Source organism: Brucella anthropi ATCC 49188, assembly GCF_000017405.1.
Classification (GTDB): domain Bacteria; phylum Pseudomonadota; class Alphaproteobacteria; order Rhizobiales; family Rhizobiaceae; genus Brucella; species Brucella anthropi.
Genome location: NC_009667.1, coordinates 2,779,033 through 2,801,922, shown reverse-complemented (window position 1 = coordinate 2,801,922; position 22,890 = coordinate 2,779,033). Strand labels below are relative to the sequence as shown.

Genomic DNA, 22,890 nt, shown 5'->3' with positions numbered 1-22,890 from the left:
TCGATGCCAGGCGGTTCTCCGCCTGGCATCGCCTTATCATCAAACGGTATTATAAGTAGCGCCATGAAGATTCTCGTTATTGAAGATGACCGCGAAGCGGCCCGCTATCTGGAGAAGGCCTTCACCGAGGCCGGACATTCCGCCGATATCGCCGGAGACGGCGAAACCGGCTATACGCTGGCCGAGAATGGAAGCTACGATGTCCTCGTAGTCGACCGTATGCTGCCAAAGCGCGATGGCTTGTCCGTCGTGGCTGGTCTGCGCGCCAGGGGTATGGAAACCCCGGTCCTGATCCTTTCCGCGCTCGGCGAAGTGGATGACCGCGTCACGGGCTTGCGCGCCGGTGGTGACGACTACCTGACCAAACCCTATGCATTTTCCGAACTGTTGGCTCGCGTCGAGGTCCTGCAGCGTCGTTCCAGCCCGCGTGAGGCGGACACGATCTACCGCGTCGGTGATCTGGAGCTTGACCGGCTTGCGCATACTGCGCGCCGTCAGGATGTAGATATCACGCTTCAGCCCCGCGAGTTTCGTCTTCTCGAATATCTGATGCGCCATGCCGGACAGGTCGTCACGCGCACGATGTTGCTTGAAAACGTCTGGGATTATCACTTCGATCCGCAGACCAATGTGATCGACGTGCATATCTCGCGGCTGCGTTCGAAAATCGAGAAGGGCTTTGACGGTCCGCTGCTTCATACTGTGCGTGGCGCCGGTTACATGTTGAAGGCAGGGCGAGCGAAACAATCTGCAGCCGCCAAGGTGGATTGATGAGCCGCTTCTCAGCGCTCATGCGCACAACCGCTGTTCGACTATCAACGCTCTATCTGCTGCTCTTCATCGTGGGTGCGATAGCGTTGGTTTTCTACATGACCAATTTATCGGCCTCCATGCTGGCAGCGCAGACCCAGCAGTCGCTGGGCGAAGAAGTCGGCAGCATCGGCAAAAGCTATGCGCGAGGCGGCATCCCGCAGCTCGTGCGCACAATCGACTATCGTTCACGCCAGCCAGGTGCTTACCTCTATCTGGTGGCCGACCCGACAGGCCGCATCCTTGCAGGCAATGTTGAAAGCGTAGAACCCGGTGTTCTGGACACCGATGGCGTTATCGAGCGCGGGTTCAAATATCGGCGCTATGGCGAGCAGGGCACGGAAACGGAACATCGCGCCATTGCAGTCGTTATTGCATTGCCGAACGGCATGCGGCTTCTGGTCGGGCGCGATCTGGGTGAACCAGAACGGTTCCGCGATGTTATTCGCCAGTCGCTGATGCTGGCGCTGGGCATCATGGGTGTTGGCGCGCTCTTGATCTGGCTGGTAGTCGGGCGCCGTGCATTGAAGCGCATTGATGAGGTTTCGCGCGCGTCGCAGCGCATTATGGAAGGCGACTTGACCGGGAGGCTTCCGGTCAATGGCTCCGGTGACGAGTTCGATCGCCTGTCAAGCAATCTCAACGTCATGCTCGGCAAAATTCTGGAATTGAACGAGGGGCTGAAACAGGTCTCCGATAACATCGCACATGATCTTAAAACGCCGCTGACGCGTCTGCGTAACCGCGCGGAAGAAGCTCTTTCCGGCAAGAAGGCGGGGCCTGAATATCGTGAAGCGCTTGAAGATATCATTGGCGAGTCGGATCAACTGATCCGGACCTTCAACGCGATCCTGATGATTTCGCGTCTTGAAGCAGGTTATTCGTCCGAAAGTCTGGAGAATATGCCGGTAGCGCCGATCCTTCGCGACGTGGCCGAAATGTATGAGCCCGTTGCCGAGGACGTGGGCGTGAACCTGACACTTGGCGATCTCGATGAAGTTGCGCTTCATATCAATCGCGAACTGGTCGGGCAGACGATTTCCAATCTCGTGGACAATGCAATTAAATATGCGGGTGGTGATGAGCGGACCGCGACCGTGAGTCTTTCGATGGAACGTGATCCGAACTGGGTCCGCATCATCGTTGCCGATAACGGTCCCGGTATTCCTGAAGAAAAACGCGAACAGGCAACGGAACGTTTTGTCCGTCTTGAGGAAAGCCGCACACAGCCGGGCTCGGGACTCGGTTTAAGTCTTGCCAAGGCTGTGATGAAATTGCACGGTGGCGCACTTCGTCTTGAAGGCAATGATCCGGGCCTGCGCGCCGTGCTGGAGTTCCCGTTGCCATCGGACAAGGTCGAATAATGGCGTGACTTAAGAGGGGATCATGGCGGCAGAACACGCAACGGCACTATTCTTCGAGAGAGAGATCCGTGCTTTGACGCCGCTTGATCCCGCAAGGGCGGAAACCTTCCTGGCCGACCTTGCGGCGCGCGCCGGAGAAGAGGAACTTACAAGTGTCGTAGCCTTGTTGAAAAAGGCGGAAGCTGAAAGTTTCTTCTCCGCCGTTCTCGATCTTTCTCCATTCATTCGCGAAGCGCTGATCCGTCATCCGCGTATTCTTGATCGCATCGTCGCCAAGGCGCCGGAGGCTGCACTACAGGATATTCTGGCTGAAATCTCGGTCAGTGCTGCAAGTGCAGACGTGACGGAAGCCTCCCTCATGACCAGCCTGCGTGTTCTGAAACGTGAGGCGCATGTTCTTATCGCGCTTTGCGATCTCGCTGGCATTTTCAATACGGAAGCAACGACGGGCTGGCTCACTGATCTGGCGGAGGCCTGCACCGGCGCTGCCGTCCGGTTTCTGCTGCTTGATGCAGATAATGCGGGCAAGATCAAACTTCCTGACCGAAACCAGCCTGACAAGGACAGCGGCTGGATTGTTCTCGGCATGGGCAAGTTCGGTGCGCGTGAACTCAATTATTCGTCCGATATTGATCTCATCGTCTTCATCGATGAAACCAGACCGGCCATCGGCGATCCGTATGAATGCGTCGAAACTTTTTCACGGCTGACGCGCCGCCTTGTCCGCATCCTGCAGGATCGCACCGGCGATGGCTATGTCTTCCGCGTTGATCTTCGCCTGCGTCCGGACCCCGGTTCCACGCCGCTGGCCATTCCTGTCGGTGCAGCACTTCATTATTACGAAGGGCGCGGCCAGAACTGGGAACGCGCAGCCATGATCAAGGCCCGGCCCGTTGCGGGGGACCGCGAATCCGGAAAGCAGGTGCTGGCGGAGCTCTCCCCCTATGTCTGGCGCAAGTATCTCGACTATGCAGCCATTGCAGACGTGCACTCGATCAAGCGCCAGATTCACGCCCACAAGGGCCACGGCGATATTGCCGTGCGCGGGCATAATGTGAAGCTCGGACGCGGCGGCATCCGCGAAATCGAATTCTTCGTTCAGACGCAGCAGCTCATCGCTGGCGGACGATTTCCCGAATTGCGCGGCAACCAGACGGTGCCGATGCTCGCACGACTGGCGGAGCGGGGCTGGATCACCGAGAAGGCGCGCGATGCCTTGGCAAAGGAATATTATTTTCTTCGTGACGTCGAGCATCGCATCCAGATGATTGCCGATGAGCAGACGCATATTCTGCCGGAAGACGATGAAGGCTTTGCGCGTGTCGCTCATATGATGGGTTATGCTGATCCGGCGGCCTTTTCCGATGTTTTTCTCGATGCGCTCAAGGTCGTTGAAAAGCACTATGCGGCCCTGTTCGAGCAGGCTCCCGAACTTGGAAGCTCATCCGGCAATCTGGTCTTTACCGGCGATGTGGATGATCCGGGCACGCTGGAGACGCTCGCATCCATGGGCTATGAACGCCCGAGCGATATATGTCGCGTGATCCGCACGTGGCACTTCGGGCGTTATCGTGCCACACAATCGGCAGAAGCGCGCGAGCGTCTGACCGAGCTTACGCCCGCTCTACTCAAAGCCTTTGCCGAAACCAAGCGTGCGGATGAAGCACTCTTGCGTTTCGATGGTTTTCTAAAGGGCTTGCCCGCGGGCATCCAGCTGTTCAGCCTGTTGCAATCCAATCCCCGTCTCCTGAACCTCCTCGTGATGATCATGAGCGCTGCACCTCGGCTTGCCGAAATCATCACGCGCAACCCGCATGTTTTTGACGGTTTGCTCGATCCGGCGATTTTCTCGGAAATGCCGACACGCGCCTATCTGGAAGAACGCCTTCGCGTGTTTCTGGGACCTGCGACCGATTATGAGGAAGTGTTGGACCGGCTGCGCATCTTCGCTGCCGAACATCGTTTTCTGATCGGTATTCGCCTGCTCACAAGTGCCATTGATGGCGTGCGCGCTGGTCGCGCGTTTTCCGATCTGGCTGAACTGATGATCGGCAAGGCATTCGAGGTTGTCGAAGCCGAACTGGAACGACGCCACGGCAAGGTTAAGGGCGCCAAGGTGACTCTTCTGGCTATGGGCAAGCTTGGCAGTCGCGAACTCACCGCCGGTTCGGATGTCGATCTGATCCTGCTTTACGATCACGACAAGGAGACGGATGAATCAGACGGTGAAAAGCCGCTGGCTCCGTCGCAATATTATATTCGCCTGACCCAGCGGCTCATTGCGGCACTTTCTGCGCCAACGGCGGAGGGCGTGCTCTACGAAGTCGATATGCGGCTGCGCCCTTCCGGCAACAAGGGACCGGTTGCCACCCACATCGAATCCTTCAGCAAGTATCAGCGCAGCGAAGCATGGACATGGGAACACATGGCCTTGACCCGTGCGCGCCCGATTCATGGCGACGAGGCGTTTATGAATCACATCAGAAGCGAGATCGACGAGGTTCTTGTCTCTCCCCGTGACGTGAAGAAGATCGCCAAGGATGTGCGCGAGATGCGCGACCTCATCTATCAGGAAAAGCCGCCTGCCGATGATTGGGATTTCAAGCTGAAGCCCGGCGGCATTGTCGATCTGGAATTCATCGCCCAGTTTGCCGTGCTGGCAAACAAGCTCGACCGGAAACCGCGTCCCTTGGGTACAGAAGAAATCCTTTCGGCCCTCGACCCGTCTTTTGCTGATCCGGCGCTTGCCGATAGCCTTGTCGGCGCCCATCGCCTCTATACCAATCTGAGCCAGACGATCCGTCTGTGTCTTGGAAGCGATGCCAAACGTGAAGAATTCATACCCGGCATGATCGACCTGCTATGCCGTGCGGCCGACATGCCAGACATAAAGCGCGTCGAGCATCATCTGGCGGAAGTCGCCGTTGACGTGCGTACGAGTTTTGAGAAGCTTTTGAACATCTAGAGCATTTCCAGCAAAAGTGCGAAGCGGTTTTGCGTGGGATAATGCGATGAAACAAAGACTTAGAGCGGCTCCAGCAGCTCTGTTTTTAACTGGAGCCGTTCTAATCAGGCGGCGTGAATTTCGGCGCTGTGATTGCCTATATGACCTGGCTTGCGATCAGGGATGCAGACCGAAACCACGGTGCCAACGCCTTCGGTTGAGCGAATGCGAAGCCAGCCGCCGTGAAGCTCAGCCAGTGAACGGGTGATGGCAAGTCCGAGGCCGGAACCGGTATGGGTCTTGGTGAACTGGTTTTCCACCTGTTCGAAGGGCTGGCCGATTTTCTTGATTGCCGATTTTGGAATGCCGACACCGGTATCCTGAATAGTCATGAAGAGGGCTGAGCCGGTCTTTCGCGCCCGTACCGTGATCTGCCCGCCATAGGATGTGAACTTCACCGCATTGGAGAGAAGGTTTATGAGCACCTGCTTGATCGCGCGCCGGTCGGCATAGAGCTGCATTGCCTCTTCGATGCGTGTATTGACCGCAATATTCTTCTCATCCGCCTGCAGCGAAATCATGCGTACCGTTTCATTGATAAGCGGGCAGAGATCGATCTGCTCACGGTCGAGCGAGAAATGCCCGGCCTCAATCTTCGACATGTCGAGAATGTCATTGATGACATTAAGCAGGAAGTTGCCGCTTGTATGGATGTCGTTGATGTATTCCTCGTAACGGTCGGAACCGAGCGGGCCGAACGTGCCTGCCTGGATCATTTCCGAGAAACCGATGATCGCATTGAGCGGCGTGCGCAGCTCGTGAGACATATTGGCGAGGAATTCGGACTTGGCACGGTTCGCAGCCTCGGCGCGTTCCTTTTCCTGACCGTATTTGCGGGCAAGTTCGGACAGCTCGCGCACGCGGTCCCGTTCGCCTTTGCGCGCAATCGACAGGTCGTGAATGGTCGCCATCAGGCGGCGTTCGCTGTCGACCAGACGTTCCTGATGCAATTTGAGCTGGGTAATGTCCGTGCCAATGGAAACAAGGCCGCCGTCCTGCGTGCGACGTTCGTTGACCTGGAGCCAGCGGCCATCGCTGAGCTGGCGTTCAAAGGTCTGACCACCGGCGCGGTTATGTTCATTGGCCATGCGGCGTTCGAAAGTGAACGGGCGTGTATGGGCATCAACTTCGTTGCGCGGCACGCCGGGTTTCAGCGTCCAGACGGGAAGGCCAGCATATTCACTGAACTTGGAATTCGCCATGACGAGGCGATTGTTGGAATCCCACAGGATGAAGGCTTCCGAAATATTCTCGATGGCTTCGCGGATGCGCATGTCGGCTTCCGCCGTCTGCTGCGCAAAGCGGTGCTGTTCGCTGACGTCGAAAGCAATGCCGACCAGATGAAGATCGCCTTCGCTGGCGATCTCGGCGCGAACGCGCATCCACACCCATGAACCATCGGCATGGCGCATGCGGAAGACGCGGTCAACGTGCGAGATATCGCCCGCGGCAGCCTGTTCGGCGATGGAATAGAGGTCGCCATCTTCCGTGTTGATGATTGCAGCCACATCGCCGAAAGGCAGCACTGCATCCTGCGCTTCGTAGCCCAGCATCTCATACATGGAGCGCGACCAGTAAATGCGACCGCGTGCCATGTCCCAATCCCACAGGCCGCAGCGACCGCGCCCCAGCGCCAGATCGATACGGCGCTGGATCTGGCCGGAAAGGTCGTCGGCCTCGCGAGCTCGCGCCGCTTGGCTGAAATAGGCGTAAAGGATGGCGAACATCACGCCGGTTGTGCCTGCGAAGAGCGTCACATTGAGCGACACTGCCCGGCGCCATTCCGCAAAGATCGTGCTTTCCGGTTCGACGGCGATAACGGAATAGGGCAGGGTCATCGGCTTGGACAAGGCGCCAAAAGCCGGTTCGCCTTGCAGCATGACTTTCAGCACGCCTGCACGTTCTGCAAACAGGAATAGCGGCTGCGCTTCGGTAAGGATCGTATCGACCGGCTTGCCGGACAGATCGGATATCGGGCCGGATATTGCGACCACGGAGGATTGCGGGTCGATGACGGCAAGCGTCATGCCGGACGAGGACAGCCCACGCGAACGAAACTCGGCTATTGTGTCCTGAATATCCTTCGCGGCGATCTGTGCGCCCGCGTCGGTGCCGTTGGCAACACGTTCGATCATCTGTGCAAGATTGGCGGTTGCAGCCGACAGAAATGCCTTATGCTGTTGCTCGATATCTTCCCGCCACGCCAGCATCGAAAAGACGCGCGCTACGCCGAGAATAATCAGAAAGATAATGATGAGCGCTGGAACGAGGCGTCGCAGGATAGGCTCGATTGAGATGAACTTGCCATAGGCCGGACCAGCAAGAAGACTGACATGGCCCGAAAGCTTGCCTTTCCTACTTTTCCGACCGGATTCGCAATGCGTCCCCGCCGGCGCGCCATACGCGTCGGTGCTCGCCATATAATGGTCCCTCGTGAATTCCCTGCGAGTGAAGCGATTCGGAATACGCCACCTCCGAATGTCATCAATGAATCAAAAGTGATTCGCGCTGTCCAGCGAATTCGTTAACGAGGCGTAAAAATCAGGGTTTTCATCAGCCGATTTATTCATGAATCTCAAGCTCTTAAGTGGAATCGATATTGCATCTGATTCGCCTAAAGGCATGAAAAGACTCACGAAAGCTGACTGTCCACCGCCTCTGCGTTCATCAGCATGAAAAGGCTCGTTCCGATTGCCGGTTAAGCAGTCGGAGCGAGCAAATCATCACAACGATCAGGATAGGTCGCGAATCAGGCGAGAGTGCGGTCCACGATATCGCGCAGGTCGGTAGACAGTTTGCCCGCGCCCGAAATACGCGCCAGCGCTGCCCTTGCATGTTCGCGGCGGGTATCTTCAAGCGAACGCCAGGAGCGAAGCGCCGTCAGAAGCCGTGCGGCAAGCTGTGGATTTTCCGGATCGATGGACAGGATCGTATCTGCAAAGAACTCGTAGGCCGCACCATCCTTGCGGTTGAAGCCGGTTGGATTGGATGCCGAGAACGAACCAATCACCGAGCGGACGCGGTTTGGATTGTCGAGCGAGAAGAGGGCGTGTTTCGTAAGATCGCGCACGGCCAGCAAGGCTTCGTCGCCGGGACGGCTCGCCTGCACACTGAACCACTTGTCCATCACAAGACCATCCTTACCAAACTGGCGTTCGAAACTTGCCAGTGCGTCCTTTGCCTCGTTCGTATCACCAAAGCGGTGTACCAGCACGGCCAGTGCCGCGAAGCGGTCGGTCATATTATCCGCATTGGCGAACTGGCTGGTGGCCCGTTTCTGGCTTTTCTCGTGACGGCTCAGATAATCGAGCAGCACGTTCCGCAAGGCACGTTTGCCTGCCGCGCCTGCATCTGGCGAGAAGGCGCCGTCCTGTTTCAGGGCATCGTAGAGCGTGGTGAAATCGCCAGCATAACGGGCGGCAATGGCGTCCACGAAATGGTTTCGGCTGGCGAGAATCGCATCCGGATCGACATTGCTGCCCATTTCGCGCGCGATATCGCTTTCGCTCGGCAGCGTGAGGCAGAGCGCGCGGAAGGCTGGATCAAGCGTTTCGTCGGAAGCAACGTTTCCGGCAAGTTCGATGATTTTATCGTCAACTGCCGGTGCATGACCACCGCGGATACGCTTGGCGCCTTCAAGCAGAGCCTGGTTGAAAATTCCGGTCAATGCATGCCAGCGGGCGACCGGATCGCTGTCGTTCAGGGCCAGGAATGCACGATCATCGTCCGATAGGGGCGCCGACAGGTTTACGGGAGCCGAGAACCCGCGCAACAGCGACGGAACAGAGCGTTCCTTGATGCCATGAAAGACGATCGTTTCGGACGGACGATGCAGATGAATGACGTCGCCGCGCACGTCCCCACCTTCGACGGATGTTGGAACCATATCCTCGCCGTCTGACCCAATAAGACCGTAGGTGATCGGGATATGCATCGGTTTCTTGACCGATTGTCCGGGCGTTGCCCCCAGCGACTGTGCCAGTTCAATCGAGAAGGTTTCCTTCGCAGCATCGTAGGAGAAAGCAGCTTCCACCTTCGGGGTTCCGGCCTGATCGTACCAGAGCGCAAACTGTGAAAAGTCCTGACCGGAAACATCGGCGAAGACCTTGATGAAATCCTCGATTGTTGCGGCTTCCCCGTCATGGCGCTCGAAATAGAGGTCCATGCCCTTGCGGAATAGCTCAGGCCCAATGATTGTGCGGATCATGCGCACGACTTCCGAACCTTTTTCATAGACGGTCGCCGTATAGAAATTGTTGATCTCGCGATATTCGCGCGGGCGTACCGGATGGGCGAGTGGCCCGGCATCTTCCGGGAATTGCTGCGCCTTGAGAATTTTCACTTCGGCGATGCGCTTAACCGGGCGCGAGCGCTCATCGGCGGAGAATTCGTGATCGCGATAGACCGTCAGGCCTTCCTTGAGGCAGAGCTGGAACCAGTCGCGGCAGGTGATGCGGTTGCCGGTCCAGTTGTGGAAGTATTCATGTGCAATCACCGCCTCGATGCCCGCATAGTCAACGTCGGTAGCGGTTTCAGGGTCGGCCAGCACATATTTGTCGTTGAAGACGTTGAGCCCCTTGTTCTCCATCGCGCCCATGTTGAAATCGGAAACGGCAACGATGTTGAAGACGTCGAGATCATATTCGCGACCAAACTTCTCCTCATCCCAGCGCATGGAGCGTTTCAATGCATCCATCGCGTAGAGTGCGCGGCCTTCCTTGCCATGCTCGACATAGATCGCCAGATCGACCGGTTGTCCTGACTTCGTGGTGAAGTGATCCTTCACGACGCCGAGCGATCCGGCAACGAGCGCGAAGAGATAAGATGGTTTTGGGTGCGGGTCATGCCAGATGGCGAAATGCCGGTCCGGCGTGCCTTCGACCGATCCGCTCTCGACCGGATTGCCGTTGGACAGAAGAATAGGAGCGGCTTGTTCGTTAGCGTCAACCCGCACGGTATAGACTGACAGAACATCCGGGCGATCATAATAATAGGTAATGCGGCGGAAGCCTTCTGCCTCGCACTGCGTGCAATAGACGCCGCTTGAACGATAGAGGCCGGATAGCTGGCGGTTGGTGGTCGGATTGATTTCCGTCACGACTTCAAGCGTGAAGCGCTTGCCTTCTGGCAGGTCGCTGATTTCGAGCTGATCGGGCGTTGCGATATAGCTGTTGTCGGTGAGCTGCTTCCCGTCGATGGCGATGCTGACAAGTTTCAGTTCGTCACCATCGAGAATCAATGGCGTACCAGCTGCAGTGCCATCGCGACGCTCAATCGTGAGGGTCGCACGGACGATGGTTTTTTCCGGTTCCAGGGAGAAGTCCAGTTTCGTCTCGGGTATGGCGTATGGGGTCGGACGATAATCTTCGAGACGGAATGTCTGGCCGGTTTCAGTACGCATAGCGAAACTCTCTCCCTGAACTCTCATTGAACTCACGATGTTGGATTCGTACCTAAAATTGTCGCCAAGGGAAACTCAATTCCAGAACAACCAACTGGCCTTTTATGACCGGAGCATTTCCAGCAAAACTGCGAAGCGTCTGCGCGGGGAAATCAGTTCACTGGATTGATTTCTATTCCCGCTTCGATGCGTCGGATAATGCGACAAACAAACGACAGGCGCTTTGCCAAATAATTTTCAGCGGGACCTTTGTGCTACTGGTGCTGTCTCACAAACAGGAATAAGAAAACAGGCGCTCGAATATTTTGGGCGAACCTGCGCTTTGTGTTTTTAAGGAATTGCGTTGTGAACGCTCATGCGAGCGCGCCTGTCGAGGCTGCCCATCTTGAAACCAACCCGATGCTCGGCATCGGTCTCAAAATCGCTTCTGTTGCCGTTTTTGTCGCCATGTCCACCTTGTTGAAGGCGGCTGAAGGCGTGCCTGTCGGACAGTTGATCTTCTTCCGGTCGTTCTTCGCAATCTTCGCTATATTGCTCTATCTGGGGTGGCGCGGGCAGCTTTCTGGCGTGTTCCGCACCCAGAACGGTTTCAGCCATTTCTGGCGCGGACTGGTGGGTGTCTGTTCCATGTCGATGAGCTTTTTCGCTCTCACCAAGCTGCCGCTGCCCGAAGCAATCGCGATCAACTACGCTTCACCACTGATTACCGTCATTCTTGGCGCGGTCATCCTGCATGAAGTCGTGCGGTTTTATCGCTGGAGCGCGGTTCTCATCGGGCTTGGTGGCGTGATGGTTATCATCTGGCCGCGGCTGACGGTTTTTTCCGGCGGTAGTATGGGGCATGACGAGGCCATGGGTGCGTTCGCCGCTCTTGGTGCGGCTATCTTGTCTGCGGTGGCGATGATGCTTGTACGTCGCCTCGTGCAGACGGAACGCACCTCGACCATCGTGATCTACTTTTCCATATCCGCGAGCGTCATTTCCTTGGTGAGCTTTCCTTTTGGCTGGATCGTGCCGAACTGGTCGCAGCTTGCCATGCTGGTCGGTGCTGGTTTTGCCGGGGGCGTCGGCCAGATTCTTCTGACCGAGTGCTATCGCCATGCGCCGATGTCGACGATCGCGCCCTTCGAATACACGTCGATGCTGCTGGGACTAGCCATCGGCTTTCTGCTGTTCGGCGATATTCCGACCTTCGAAATGCTGGCCGGTAGTGCCATCGTCATGGCGGCAGGCGGTTTCATCATTTACCGCGAGCACAAGCTTTCGATTGCGCCCCACAAAGTCAACGCACCGCAGACGCAATGAATTCAGCTTTGACCGGGTGTGCCTTCTGCACGGGGATCGAGCTGCATGGTCTCCGGCGTGGACTGGCCGTCCGGCGTATGGAATTTGTACTCGGTCTTCTGGTCGCTGATCGCCGGGCGCTCGAAGCGACGGATGCGCCAAAAGGCATGCAGGCCGTATAAGCCGTAGGCGATGGCCATGGTTACGAAGAAGCCCGATGCGCCAATCAGATCCATCAACGGGCCGGAAAGGGCAGGCCCGATGACACTGCCCACGCCGTAAATAATCAGCAACCCGCCGGAGACCTTCACGAATTCGCTGGCATCTGCGTAGTCATTGGCGTGAGCGACGTTGAGGCTGTAGATCGGATAAATCACCGAACCGAACAGAAACATCATCGCGTAAAGCGCATAGGGCGAGGTGGGATGGAACAGCACCATCACCATCGACAAAGCAAAGCCGATGACACCGGCGATCACCATGACATAGCGACGATCGACAAAGTCCGATCCTCGTCCGAGCGGGTACTGGAAGATAGCGCCACCGATCATGGCGCAGGCAAGCATTGTGGCGATGCCGAAGGTGGAGAGGCCATTCATCTCACCGTAAATCGCGGCGAGGAAGTTCCAGGTGCCCGCAACGATACCTGCAATCAGCGAGCCAACAGCCGCAGCAGGTGACCGTCGATAAAGTCCCTTCAAATCGAGCGAAACCTGCGTCAGCGGATTGGGTGACTGCGCGCTTGAAAGGGCGGTTGGAAGGAGTGCGCTTGCATAGATGATGGCACAAATGATGAAGAGCGTCTGCGTTCCCGCATCGCCGAACGGCAGGATGTACTGCCCGCAGAGCAGGCCGAGCATAGTGATGATCATATAGATCGAAAAGATGCGACCGCGCGATTCATTGGTTACGCGCTCGTTCAGCCAGCTTTCAATAATCATATAGCTGCCTGCGAGCGAAAAGCCCGCAACGCCACGGAAGATCATCCATGCGACAGGATTGACGACCAGTGCGTGGAAAAGCAGCGCCATCGAAAGCAACGTCGCAAGCGAAGAGAAGACGCGAACATGCCCGACGCGCCGCACCAGATGCGGCACCACAATGCAGCCGATCGTGAAGGCGAGGGAATAGCTCGTACCCATCCAGCCGATGGTCGTGGTCGACCAGCCTTCCATGCCGCCCCGCAGGGGCAGAAGAATACCCGCAAGGCCACCGGCGAGCAGCATCAGAAAGGTGCTTGCAAGCAAAGCGGCTATGGGCAGGAGCTGGCCAGCCATGAAAAACTCCACAGTGAAATCCCATGGGGAAACTGAATTTAGGGCTACTTGTCGCCGAAAGGCGGTTTGGCAAGCGGCGAAATAGAACAAGTTTGCGGCATGTTGGTGACAATGCCGCCTGCGTCGCCTGCCGATGCCACTGAACTAAAAAGATTTCAACTCATCAATTCGGCCAATTTCAGCTTCACAGCCAGAAAATCGCGCCATGCAAAACGCTTTTGTGCCGGCGTTCGTAGAAGATAGGCCGGGTGCAGGGTCGGCATGACGGGAATTTCGAGGCCGTTGGGCGTACGATGAATTTTCCAGTTGCCGCGCAGGCGCAGGATGCCTTCCGTCGCGCCGGTGAGGGCCTTGCCCGCAGGACCGCCCAGGGCAACCAGAACTTTTGGTGAGGCAAGCTCGATCTGTCGTTCGATGAATGGCCGACAAAGTTCCGTCTCAAGCGGTGTCGGCGTACGGTTGCCGGGCGGACGCCACGGGATCGTGTTGGCGATGTAGACGCTTTCTCGCTTCAGGTCGATGGATTCGATCATGCGATTGAGAAGCTGTCCGGATTTTCCGACAAACGGCAATCCTTCCATATCCTCATCTCGTCCGGGCGCTTGACCGATGAACATGATGTCGGATGACGGATCACCATCGGCGAAACAAAGGTTCTTCGCCGTGAATTTCAGGTTGCAGCCGTCGAATGCCGCAAGCTTCTCCCGCAATTCTTCCAGCGTTGAAGCCTGTGCCGCCGCTTCGCGTGCGAGCGCAATCTGCGCCGTATCGGGAAGGTCGGCTGCGGCTTGAACAGGCTTGCTGGTGGGGGCGGGGGCCGGCGCTGGGCGCGGTTGTTGCTGCCGGGCGCGCTCAGGTGAATTCGGCATCTGCGCGGTTGGCTGCGAAGAGGCAGGGCGTTGAGGCTCTGCAAACCGGTCTATCGGCGTTTCGGAAAGCGGCATGTCAATGCCTGCCTCCGCATAGAAGCGGAGCAAACCTTCAATATCCAGCGGTTCGCGATTATCAGCCATTATCTACCTCACCTCTGAGGTGGCGAATTTTGCAGGTGAATGCAAGAGCCCGGTTTAGATTTAGGGTTCGTTTGGCCTGTTAGTGACAGTTCATACCCTGTTTGATGCGCATATAGCCAGGCAAGGTGCGAACATGGTCCTGACATGACACGAGGACATGCTTCTTCTACCATCACAAACAAATCTTCTTCGCGGCTTCTTGAATGGAATGAATTTGACGTTTACGTTAAGGTAAGTCAATTTGAGGACGTAGGACGCCTGTTTTGGACAATTGGACGCATTTGCGGCAGTCTCCAACTCTGCGACAGGGTAAGGCAGAATACGGGGAAACGGCGATCTTTTCGTACCGCCAGTGCTGACGGGCAGTCGGTTCATGGGTATTCGCGATTAGATCATGCACAAAAACAATTGGATGCGTCGTCTGGGCTACCTTAGTGAGAAGACGATGTTACACCGGACGGAGGGATGAATGTCTGAAGCCCCAGAATATGCAAACCAGGAGCTTCCCGAACGCGAGAGCATGGAATTCGACGTTGTGATCGTCGGCGCAGGCCCTGCGGGCCTTGCTGCGGCAATCCGTTTGAAGCAGGCGAATCCAGAGCTGTCTGTCGTCGTCCTCGAAAAGGGCGGGGAAGTCGGTGCGCATATTCTTTCCGGCGCTGTCGTTGATCCGGTGGGTATCGACCAGCTTCTGCCGGGCTGGCGCGAGGAAGAGGGGCACCCTTTCAAGACGCCGGTTACTGCCGATCATTTCCTCGTGCTGGGCCCCGCAGGTTCAGTACGCCTGCCGAATTTCGCCATGCCGCCTCTGATGAGCAATCATGGCAATTACATTGTGTCTCTGGGCAATGTCTGCCGCTGGCTCGGCACCAAAGCCGAAGAACTTGGCGTAGAAATCTATCCGGGTTTTGCAGCAACCGAGGTGCTCTACAATGACGAGGGCGCGGTCATCGGCGTCGCCACTGGCGATATGGGCGTCGAGCGCGACGGAACGCATGGGCCGAACTACACGCGCGGCATGGCGCTGCTCGGCAAATATACGCTGGTCGGCGAAGGCGCGCGCGGCTCGCTTGCCAAGCAGCTGATCACCAAGTTCAAGCTCGACGAAGGCCGTGAACCGGCGAAATACGGTATTGGCCTCAAGGAACTATGGCAGGTTGATCCTTCCAAGCACAAGCCGGGTCTGGTCCAGCACTCCTTCGGCTGGCCGCTCGACATGAAGACGGGCGGCGGCTCGTTCCTTTATCATCTGGAAGACAATATGGTTGCGGTCGGTTTCGTGCTGCATCTCAACTACAAGAACCCGTATCTGTCGCCGTTTGAAGAGTTCCAGCGTTTCAAGACGCATCCGGCCATCAAGGATGTCTTTGAGGGTAGCAAGCGTCTTTCCTATGGCGCACGTGCGATTACCGAAGGTGGCTTCCAGTCGGTGCCAAAGCTGTCGTTCCCGGGTGGAGCGCTCATCGGCTGCTCGGCTGGTCTGGTCAACGTGCCGCGCATCAAGGGCAGCCACAATGCGGTTCTTTCCGGCATTCTCGCTGCCGACAAGATCGCCGAGGCAATTACCGCAGGCCGCGCCAATGACGAGCCGGTCGAGATCGAGAACAATTGGCGTTCAAGCCTGATCGGCACGGATTTGAAGCGGGTGCGCAACGTCAAGCCGCTGTGGTCGAAGTTCGGCACGATTGCCGGCGTGGCGCTCGGTGGTCTCGATATGTGGACCAACCAGCTTTTCGGTTTCTCCATCTTTGGAACGCTGAAGCATGGCAAGACCGACGCGCAGTCGCTTGAGCCGGCTGCAAAACACGCGAAGATCGATTATCCGAAGCCGGATGGCGTTCTGACCTTTGATCGTCTGTCGTCGGTGTTCCTGTCGAACACGAACCATGACGAGAACGAGCCTGTGCATCTTCAGGTTCGCGACATGAAATTGCAGCAGACTTCCGAACACGACGTCTTCGCTGGTCCGTCGACGCGTTACTGCCCTGCGGGTGTTTATGAATGGGTGGATACCGACGGCAACTCCGCAGCTGATCCGCAGGCAAAGGATGTGCGGTTTGTCATCAACGCTCAGAACTGCGTGCACTGCAAGACTTGCGACATCAAGGACCCGAACCAGAATATCAACTGGGTGCCGCCACAAGGTGGTGAGGGACCTGTTTACGTGAACATGTAATGTTTACGTGATGACACGAGAAAAAGGCGGTCTGGGACCGCCTTTTTTATTGCAGCATGACGGACTGGGTTTCCGGTTCTTCTTCATCTGGCCGAACGGGTGGTGGAACGGAAAAATCGAGCCGCACTGGCAGATGATCGGAGCCGGCATCTTCGCGAGCCGAAACCTCCGCCCCTCCGATTTCAGGGCTTACGAGTATCTGATCAATCGGCAGGCCGATATAAGGAGCGAGCTTAACAGGCAGTAGGTGCGTCATCCACGTGCCGCCAATACCGGTCATATGGCGGGTGCCTGAGGCACGTTCGACGCGGCGAACGGCATTGCTCCACGGCGCTGCATTGAAGTCACCGGCGACGACCAGAGGGCCTTTCAGCTTCTGCAGTTCTGGTTCGATGTAGCGGAGTTGATAGGGCTGCCAGCGCGGCCATGGCCATGAAAAGTGCAGTGCTGCGACATGCACGGTCGTTCCGCCGAAATTGATCGGCGCAATTGCGAGCAAACCATCGCCGACACAGGCCGTCTGTGCATCTTCGCTGAAAGGCCGCTTCGAAAGGATGCCCACGCCCCATGTGTTGGGATCATCAGCACAATTGAGATGGTAGGGATAGGAGCCTTGGAGAATGGTGAGCCACTTGGTCCATTGGTCGCTCGCCTCCTCATAGGTGATGACGTCCGGCTTCTCCCGCGCGATCATCTGGAGAATGCGTTTCGGTTCGGGATTGTCTTCGCGCAAATTGATCTGGACGAGACGGTAGCGTGCGCCGCCTTGTTCCTGCGCATGGGCGCCGGTGGAGCCGCTCAGGAAATCACGTGCAGCACCAACAGTCGTGCTTAGAGCCATGACGGCAAAGAGTAGCAGCATCGCCGCCTCACGCCGCATCTTGGTGAAAAGCAAGGGAATGGTCAGCACTGCCAGCAGGACGGACAGATGAGCTCGAAAATGCGAAAAGGAATCGAGAGCCGGGTGCACCGCTCCAAGAAATCCCAGCACGAGCGGAACCGACAACGCGACAGCAGCCAGCAGCAACAGGAATGAAAGGTTTTCACGGCTTTTCGACATGAAATGCCTCTAGCTATCGAATACGGCGCGATGATGGAGGTGAAGGCAATTGGGAAGTTGGGAAATAAGGCAGTATGCTAAGAGCATCATATGTTGCTAACCAACATATGGCCCTACTGCCTTACTACCCTATTCCCCTAGTGTCACTGGAAAGCCGTCTCGTAGAAGCTGCGAAGCTTGCGGGAATGCAGCCGCTCATCCGGCATGGCCGCGATTTTTTCCATCGCGCGGATGCCGATGCGCAGATGCTGCGCCACCTGCCGCTTGTAGAATTCGGTCGCCATGCCCGGCAGTTTCAGTTCGCCGTGCAGCGGTTTGTCGGAAACACAGAGCAGGGTGCCGTAAGGCACACGGAAACGGAAACCATTGGCCGCAATTGTCGCTGACTCCATATCAAGTGCGACAGCACGCGCCTGCGAAAGACGCTGGACCGGGCCGCGCTGGTCGCGCAGTTCCCAGTTGCGATTATCGATGGTCGCGACCGTGCCGGTGCGCATAATCTGTTTCAAGTCATATCCCTCGAGACCGGTGATTTCCTCGACGGCTTCTTCCAGCGCAACCTGAATTTCCGCAAGTGCCGGCAATGGCACCCAGACGGGCAGATCGTCATCGAGAACATGATCCTCACGCATATAGGCGTGTGCCAAAACGTAATCGCCAAGCTGTTGGCTGTTGCGAAGGCCAGCGCAATGACCAAGCATCAACCAGGCGTGGGGGCGAAGCACCGCAATATGGTCGGTTATGGTCTTGGCGTTGGACGGTCCCACGCCAATATTGACCATCGTGATGCCCGAATGGTCGCCCCGTTGCAGGTGATAAGCTGGCATCTGCGGCAGTCGGGGCAGAGGGCTGCCACTGCTTGGTTCGGTCTCGCCCGCGCGCGTAATCAGATTGCCCGGTTCAACGAACTGTTCATAACCGCCGCCGCCTTCTGCCATCAATTCGCGCGCATAGGCGCAGAACTCGTCCATATAAAACTGGTAGTTTGTGAACAGCACGAAGTTCTGGAAATGCGCCGGGCTTGTCGCCGTGTAGTGCGCCAGCCGATGCAGTGAATAATCGACGCGCTGGGCAGTGAATGGTGCAAGCGGCATCGGTTCGCCGGGGGCGGGCTCGAAATCGGCATTGACGATCTTGTCGTCGGTCGCCGCCAGATCGGGTACATCGAACAGATCACGCAGCGGATGCGTGAAGGCGTTGGCGACGGAAGCCTCGACATAGGTGCCTTCCTTGAAGGCAAAATGGATCGGGATCGGCGTCGACGATTCCTTCACGGTCACGGTCACACCGTGATTGCGCATCAGGAGGCGAATCTGCTCGTTCAGATAATGATCGAACAAGTCGGGCCGCGTGATGTTTGCGGAATAATCACCTGGCGTCGAGACATGGCCATAGGCCAGCCGTGAATCCACATGAGCGAAGCTGGATGTGGATAGACAGATCTCGGGATAATAAGCGCGGTAACGCTGCGGTGGAATTTCGCCACGGGCAACCTTCTCGAACGCATCGCGCAGGAAAGCCGTGTTGCGATCATAGAGCTTTTGCAGGGCGGCAACCGCCGCACCGGCATCGGTGAAAACCTCCGGATCAACGGTCGAAGGCGTTTTGATCTCGGTCAAAAAAGGATGTTCGATTCGCTGTGTCATGGCCTAGTATAGCAGAGTCCATGACTGGTATATGACCCAGTTTATGCGACGCGTTGCAGGCTTACATAAAGCACGAGGCCGATGCCGCTCATCTGGGAATGCTGGCCAATCTGCGTGTAGGCGAAGGTGGCTGCCGGACCGGTGAAAATGGCGGTGAAAAAGAAAACCCGAAGGGCGATTGCGGCGATGGTCCGGGTTTTTTTCATGGCCGCTCTCCGACAGGCTTCTGGGTGAACGCGGCGACAGGTCCGATTACCGGTTGATCCCGGTAGAGGTTGTACCTCTGGTCAGCGAAAATGCTGGCAACAGCGGCAAAGCCAGCGATCATCAGGCAGACAATTGTTAAACGTCGAAGCATACCGGTTGGCCCCCAAAGCCGTAATGATTTCTGTTCTCCCTCATCAATTTAGCCATTGCGCCTGAACCCTCCCTGAGAGGGTCGTTCATGCGGCGTTCAAAAATATTGATGTTCCGTTTATTGCGGTGTGTGGCTCTTGTGCCTGCTGGAAAGGGACTTATGTTTTCCATCATTGGAATGCGGGAACATAAGTCCCGCTCAACGTCAGGATCAGCGGGAGAGAGCCCATGGCCGAACAGACCAAGCCCATCGAGTTGTATTATTGGCCGACACCGAACGGTTTCAAGATCAGCATTATGCTGGAAGAGCTGGGCGTTCCCTACGAGGTCAAGTATGTCAATATCGGCAAGGGCGATCAGTTTCAGCCGGACTTTTTGAAGATTGCTCCTAACAACCGTATGCCCGCCATCATCGATCCGGAAGGGCCGGGCGGCCAGCCGATCTCGGTGTTCGAGTCTGGAGCTATACTGCAGTATCTCGGGCGGAAGTTCGGTAAGTTCTATCCGACCGACGAACGCAAGCGCGTCGCAGTTGACGAATGGCTGATGTGGCAGATGGGTGGCCTCGGCCCGATGTCCGGGCAGGCCGGGCATTTCCGTGTCTATGCGCCGGAAAAGGTTCAGTACGGCATCGACCGCTATACCAACGAGGTTAACCGTCTCTATGGTGTGTTGAACACGCAGCTTGAAGGCAAGGAATACATTGCAGGCGAATATTCAATTGCCGACATGGCTTCGATCGGCTGGATCAATGCCCATAAGAACTACGACCAGAACCTGGATGATTTCCCGAATCTGAAGCGCTGGCATGAGACAATGAATGCGCGCCCTGCGGTTCAGCGTGGTCTGCTTGTCGGGAAAGAAGAGCGAGAAAAATCCAATCTGGCGACGGACAAGGAAGCCCAGAAAATTCTCTTTGGCCAAAAGGCACGCTGAATAAGCGATCAAAAGAAAGGGCAGCTTCGAGGCTGCCCTTTCTTATTCTGGATGCCACTGAATATTACTGGCGCGTGAGGCTCTCGCTCTTGCAGATCAGGCCGCCCATCACGCAGCCGGAAAGTGAAAGCGTGTTGCCCTTGACGCTGGCTTTGCCGGTATAGGTTTTGCCCTCGTCGAGCTTGTTGACCTCACCCTTGTAGCTGCCGCCCGTGCCTGACATCGTGCCGATGGACTTGCCCTTGTACTCGCCGGTCTGCACCGTACCGCAGAACTTGTTGGCGCCGCAGGACGCATAGCTGATGATCGTGCCGTTCGGGCGCTTCCACGTGCCGACGATCCCTTCGTCGGCAAGGGCAGGTGCGGCAAAAGTGGCTGCAAGCGTCATTCCAAGAATAAGTGTGCGGATCATTCTTTCCTCCCAAATCGCCGCCAGTCCCGGCTTTGCCGGTCGCAACGATGAAACCGCTGTGATGCGTTTTGAAGTTTGAGACAGAAGCCCTCCTCGAACATCCGTCAAGCTTACGCAAACGTAAACGTAAACCAGTTTTTGGCGAAGCGGAAGAGGGATATTTGTGTCTCGCTTGGCACCTGAAATACTGCCCTTTTTACACACACAGCCGCATTCGAATGTTGTCTATAGTTAGCAACTGGTTTCGTTCGACCGTGCGGATTTGAATCGAATTTTTGCAAAAATCAAGCAATCGGCGACACTTGCATGTTTAACAAAATCCCAAGTTTACCCCTTGTTCGGATTTTGTTGGTTGCTCGTTAAGCATCTGGTTTAACGCGCATTTCAACCCTTTCCCGTAGATTTGAGAGCATGAACGGAACGACAGAGACGGCAGTTTCAAAGCAATGAAATCAGGCTTTGAAAATAAAGACTGGACGGTTCTCGGGATTTAACAGGGACAGAGAAAAATGGCACAGTTTCAGAGCTTCTCGAATACGCACAACGCAGTCGCACAGGATCGCATTCTTCTCGAAATGGGCATGAAATTTGCCATCGGCCGTGATTGCGAGATCGACGTGGTGGAAGCCCACAAGTGGCTGAACATTGCCGCCATCCGCGGCAGCGAGAAGGCCGCCCGTATGCGCAATCAGGTGGCAGCGACGATGAGCAAGGGCGAACTGGCAGCAGCGCTGCGCGGTGCGCGTGAGTGGATGACCGCCCACTGACTGGCAAGATAGTCGTTATGAGAAAAGCCGCCTTCAAGGCGGCTTTTTTGTTGACTCAGCTTATACCGAGATACCGGCCCGGTTTGTGGTTGATTGCGATGATGAGGTTCATGGCAATCGCTCCGATCAGGGAAAGCACCATGTTTTCCCACGGGATAAAGAACAGCGAGATCAGCATGATAAGGACATCGAGGCCGAGCTGAAACCAGCCGGCTCTTATCCCATAAGCGTCCTGTAGATAGAGCGCCAATATATTGACGCCGCCGACGCCGGAGCGGTGCCGGAAAAGTGCCAGCACCCCCATACCCATCAGGGTGCCGCCCATGAGTGCTGCGAAGAGCGGATTGACGCTTGAGAAATCGACACTCATGGGCATCAGTCGAGCAAAGCCCGACATCATGGCCACTGCGACAAAGGTTCTGATGGTGAACGCCCAACCCATTCGACGCACGGCGAAATAATAGAATGGCAGATTGATCAGGAAATAGAGCAATCCGAATTCCGTGCCTGTTGCATACTGGATGAGAAGGGCGATACCAGCCGTGCTGCCGGTCATCAGCATAGCCTGACTATAAAGCGTAATGCCGAGCGCAATGAAGGACGTGCCGATCAGCATAGCCATCGCATCTTCATAGAGGCGGTGACGGTCTGATGCGGCAGCTTTCGACGCATCGATGAGCGGGGCGGCGTTATCAGCGATATCGGCCACGTGGAAACTCCAGAACAGCGAGAAGCCGGTAATCCGGCAAATAGATTACGGTGCCGGAATGAATTCCGGCTTGTCATGCATTCGCGCTGTGCAGAGGGTTGGGTCAAAGCACGCGGCGTCAAGTCTTGGGAGACGGTTAAATATAACAGCCGTTTCGACGCTTCGCACGGCTTGAAATATTGTTATTTCACGGTCGTGTTTGTAGATTTATCGCAATTGCGACGGCTGTTTGTTTTGATTTATTTCGTGCGTCATCTGCGCGAGGAAGCGTTTGACGTCAAGCGGGCTGCGCAAATGACGCTTGGCGAGATGCTGAGGCGCACCTTCCAGAAAGGCCAGTGCGCGAATGCGACCGTTCTTGCGATAGCCTGCCACCCATTTCAGGAAGCCCCAGTCGAAACGCTCCACACAACCTTCCGCCATATCCGGGCGTGAGCGTCCGTAATGGATTATGGTTCTTTTGAATACACGCCACAGGCGACGCACGGTCGATATATCGAGAAAAACGAGTATCGGCTCGCGATGCACGATAAATCATAGTTTCGCTATGATTGCCCTCGAATATCCATGTGTCCTGATCTGCTGCTTCGTTGGTAAGACGGCCGATCTCGTCACGCGGGCGCATTATCCAGCCCGGTTGCCAGTAGAGGGTATCGATATGAATGACCGGTAAG

General features: G+C 56.4%; 17 protein-coding genes. 7 read left to right on the top strand and 10 right to left on the bottom strand.

Translation table 11 applies throughout. The features are described 5' to 3' along the window. Positions 1 to 63: 63 nt before the first annotated feature. The 3 genes from OANT_RS13830 to OANT_RS13820 are packed head-to-tail and all read left to right on the top strand — an operon-like array spanning position 64 to position 5,139. Positions 64 to 771, top strand: coding sequence for a response regulator transcription factor (locus OANT_RS13830; RefSeq protein WP_010661601.1), 708 nt, complete (start codon positions 64 to 66; stop codon positions 769 to 771). Next, positions 768 to 2,174: a sensor histidine kinase gene (locus tag OANT_RS13825; protein ID WP_172488790.1), complete on the top strand. Its 1,407-nt coding sequence runs from the start codon at positions 768 to 770 to the stop codon at positions 2,172 to 2,174. The genes OANT_RS13830 and OANT_RS13825 overlap by 4 nt, the downstream gene beginning before the upstream one ends. 22 nt (positions 2,175 to 2,196) lie before the next feature. Beyond that, on the top strand, positions 2,197 to 5,139 hold the full coding sequence (locus OANT_RS13820; protein WP_012092437.1) for a bifunctional [glutamine synthetase] adenylyltransferase/[glutamine synthetase]-adenylyl-L-tyrosine phosphorylase: 2,943 nt from the start codon (positions 2,197 to 2,199) through the stop codon (positions 5,137 to 5,139). Positions 5,140 to 5,243: 104 nt separating this feature from the next. On the opposite strand, the gene OANT_RS13815 is transcribed toward OANT_RS13820, so the two are convergent. After that, on the bottom strand, positions 5,244 to 7,598 hold the full coding sequence (locus OANT_RS13815; protein WP_012092436.1) for a PAS domain-containing sensor histidine kinase: 2,355 nt from the start codon (positions 7,596 to 7,598) through the stop codon (positions 5,244 to 5,246). 329 nt (positions 7,599 to 7,927) lie between these two features. After that, a complete protein-coding gene (gene pepN / locus OANT_RS13810) occupies positions 7,928 to 10,579 on the bottom strand; it encodes an aminopeptidase N (RefSeq protein WP_012092435.1) in 2,652 nt (883 codons plus the stop codon). Positions 10,580 to 10,978: 399 nt separating this feature from the next. On the opposite strand from pepN, the gene OANT_RS13805 reads away from it, so the two are divergent. Next, entirely contained in the window at positions 10,979 to 11,884 is a 906-nt protein-coding gene (locus tag OANT_RS13805) for a DMT family transporter (RefSeq protein WP_275982702.1), read from the top strand. Positions 11,885 to 11,886: 2 nt separating this feature from the next. On the opposite strand, the gene OANT_RS13800 is transcribed toward OANT_RS13805, so the two are convergent. Next, positions 11,887 to 13,140 (bottom strand): MFS transporter, encoded by a 1,254-nt coding sequence (locus OANT_RS13800; protein WP_010661607.1) that lies wholly within the window; start codon positions 13,138 to 13,140, stop codon positions 11,887 to 11,889. Positions 13,141 to 13,295: 155 nt separating this feature from the next. After that, complete coding sequence (locus tag OANT_RS13795; RefSeq protein ID WP_012092433.1) at positions 13,296 to 14,153, bottom strand: uracil-DNA glycosylase; 858 nt, start codon at positions 14,151 to 14,153, stop codon at positions 13,296 to 13,298. Between the two features lie 469 nt (positions 14,154 to 14,622). Between OANT_RS13795 and OANT_RS13790 the strand changes: the two genes are divergently transcribed. Further along, complete coding sequence (locus OANT_RS13790; protein WP_012092432.1) at positions 14,623 to 16,329, top strand: electron transfer flavoprotein-ubiquinone oxidoreductase; 1,707 nt, start codon at positions 14,623 to 14,625, stop codon at positions 16,327 to 16,329. Positions 16,330 to 16,375: 46 nt separating this feature from the next. Here the strand turns inward: OANT_RS13790 and OANT_RS13785 are convergent, their stop codons facing one another. From OANT_RS13785 to OANT_RS26910, 3 genes are all read right to left on the bottom strand, one after another. Beyond that, positions 16,376 to 17,389 (bottom strand): endonuclease/exonuclease/phosphatase family protein, encoded by a 1,014-nt coding sequence (locus OANT_RS13785; protein ID WP_012092431.1) that lies wholly within the window; start codon positions 17,387 to 17,389, stop codon positions 16,376 to 16,378. A gap of 143 nt (positions 17,390 to 17,532) precedes the next feature. After that, the gene (locus tag OANT_RS13780) at positions 17,533 to 19,035 is read right to left on the bottom strand and encodes an AMP nucleosidase (protein WP_012092430.1); all 1,503 of its coding nucleotides are present in this window, start codon (positions 19,033 to 19,035) and stop codon (positions 17,533 to 17,535) included. 41 nt (positions 19,036 to 19,076) lie between these two features. Beyond that, entirely contained in the window at positions 19,077 to 19,241 is a 165-nt protein-coding gene (locus tag OANT_RS26910) for a hypothetical protein (protein ID WP_162998228.1), read from the bottom strand. Positions 19,242 to 19,620: 379 nt separating this feature from the next. On the opposite strand from OANT_RS26910, the gene OANT_RS13775 reads away from it, so the two are divergent. After that, a complete protein-coding gene (locus OANT_RS13775; protein WP_012092429.1) occupies positions 19,621 to 20,328 on the top strand; it encodes a glutathione binding-like protein in 708 nt (235 codons plus the stop codon). 64 nt (positions 20,329 to 20,392) lie between these two features. On the opposite strand, the gene OANT_RS13770 is transcribed toward OANT_RS13775, so the two are convergent. Beyond that, positions 20,393 to 20,740 carry a DUF2147 domain-containing protein gene (locus OANT_RS13770; protein ID WP_010661613.1) on the bottom strand — a complete coding sequence of 116 codons (348 nt, stop codon included), beginning with the start codon at positions 20,738 to 20,740 and terminating at the stop codon, positions 20,393 to 20,395. 509 nt (positions 20,741 to 21,249) lie between these two features. Here OANT_RS13770 and OANT_RS13765 point away from each other — a divergent pair. After that, positions 21,250 to 21,507, top strand: coding sequence for a hypothetical protein (locus OANT_RS13765; RefSeq protein ID WP_010661614.1), 258 nt, complete (start codon positions 21,250 to 21,252; stop codon positions 21,505 to 21,507). A gap of 55 nt (positions 21,508 to 21,562) precedes the next feature. Here OANT_RS13765 and OANT_RS13760 read toward each other — a convergent pair whose 3' ends face one another. Further along, on the bottom strand, positions 21,563 to 22,216 hold the full coding sequence (locus OANT_RS13760; RefSeq protein WP_012092428.1) for a YitT family protein: 654 nt from the start codon (positions 22,214 to 22,216) through the stop codon (positions 21,563 to 21,565). A gap of 207 nt (positions 22,217 to 22,423) precedes the next feature. Beyond that, positions 22,424 to 22,744 carry a P-loop NTPase family protein gene (locus OANT_RS27165; protein ID WP_235823002.1) on the bottom strand — a complete coding sequence of 107 codons (321 nt, stop codon included), beginning with the start codon at positions 22,742 to 22,744 and terminating at the stop codon, positions 22,424 to 22,426. Between the last annotated feature and the right edge of the window lie 146 nt (positions 22,745 to 22,890).

Excerpts from the sequence above, each read along its gene's own strand:
- OANT_RS26910 (WP_162998228.1), bottom strand. The coding sequence starts at position 19,241 with ATGAAAAAAACCCGGACCATCGCCGCAATCGCCCTTCGGGTTTTCTTT.
- OANT_RS13765 (WP_010661614.1), top strand. The coding sequence starts at position 21,250 with ATGGCACAGTTTCAGAGCTTCTCGAATACGCACAACGCAGTCGCACAG.
- OANT_RS13820 (WP_012092437.1), top strand. The coding sequence starts at position 2,197 with ATGGCGGCAGAACACGCAACGGCACTATTCTTCGAGAGAGAGATCCGT.
- OANT_RS13780 (WP_012092430.1), bottom strand. The coding sequence starts at position 19,035 with ATGACACAGCGAATCGAACATCCTTTTTTGACCGAGATCAAAACGCCT.
- OANT_RS13785 (WP_012092431.1), bottom strand. The coding sequence starts at position 17,389 with ATGTCGAAAAGCCGTGAAAACCTTTCATTCCTGTTGCTGCTGGCTGCT.
- OANT_RS13800 (WP_010661607.1), bottom strand. The coding sequence starts at position 13,140 with ATGGCTGGCCAGCTCCTGCCCATAGCCGCTTTGCTTGCAAGCACCTTT.
- OANT_RS13795 (WP_012092433.1), bottom strand. The coding sequence starts at position 14,153 with ATGGCTGATAATCGCGAACCGCTGGATATTGAAGGTTTGCTCCGCTTC.
- OANT_RS13790 (WP_012092432.1), top strand. The coding sequence starts at position 14,623 with ATGTCTGAAGCCCCAGAATATGCAAACCAGGAGCTTCCCGAACGCGAG.
- OANT_RS13805 (WP_275982702.1), top strand. The coding sequence starts at position 10,979 with ATGCTCGGCATCGGTCTCAAAATCGCTTCTGTTGCCGTTTTTGTCGCC.
- OANT_RS13830 (WP_010661601.1), top strand. The coding sequence starts at position 64 with ATGAAGATTCTCGTTATTGAAGATGACCGCGAAGCGGCCCGCTATCTG.
- OANT_RS13775 (WP_012092429.1), top strand. The coding sequence starts at position 19,621 with ATGGCCGAACAGACCAAGCCCATCGAGTTGTATTATTGGCCGACACCG.
- OANT_RS13770 (WP_010661613.1), bottom strand. The coding sequence starts at position 20,740 with ATGATCCGCACACTTATTCTTGGAATGACGCTTGCAGCCACTTTTGCC.
- OANT_RS13815 (WP_012092436.1), bottom strand. The coding sequence starts at position 7,598 with ATGGCGAGCACCGACGCGTATGGCGCGCCGGCGGGGACGCATTGCGAA.
- pepN (WP_012092435.1), bottom strand. The coding sequence starts at position 10,579 with ATGCGTACTGAAACCGGCCAGACATTCCGTCTCGAAGATTATCGTCCG.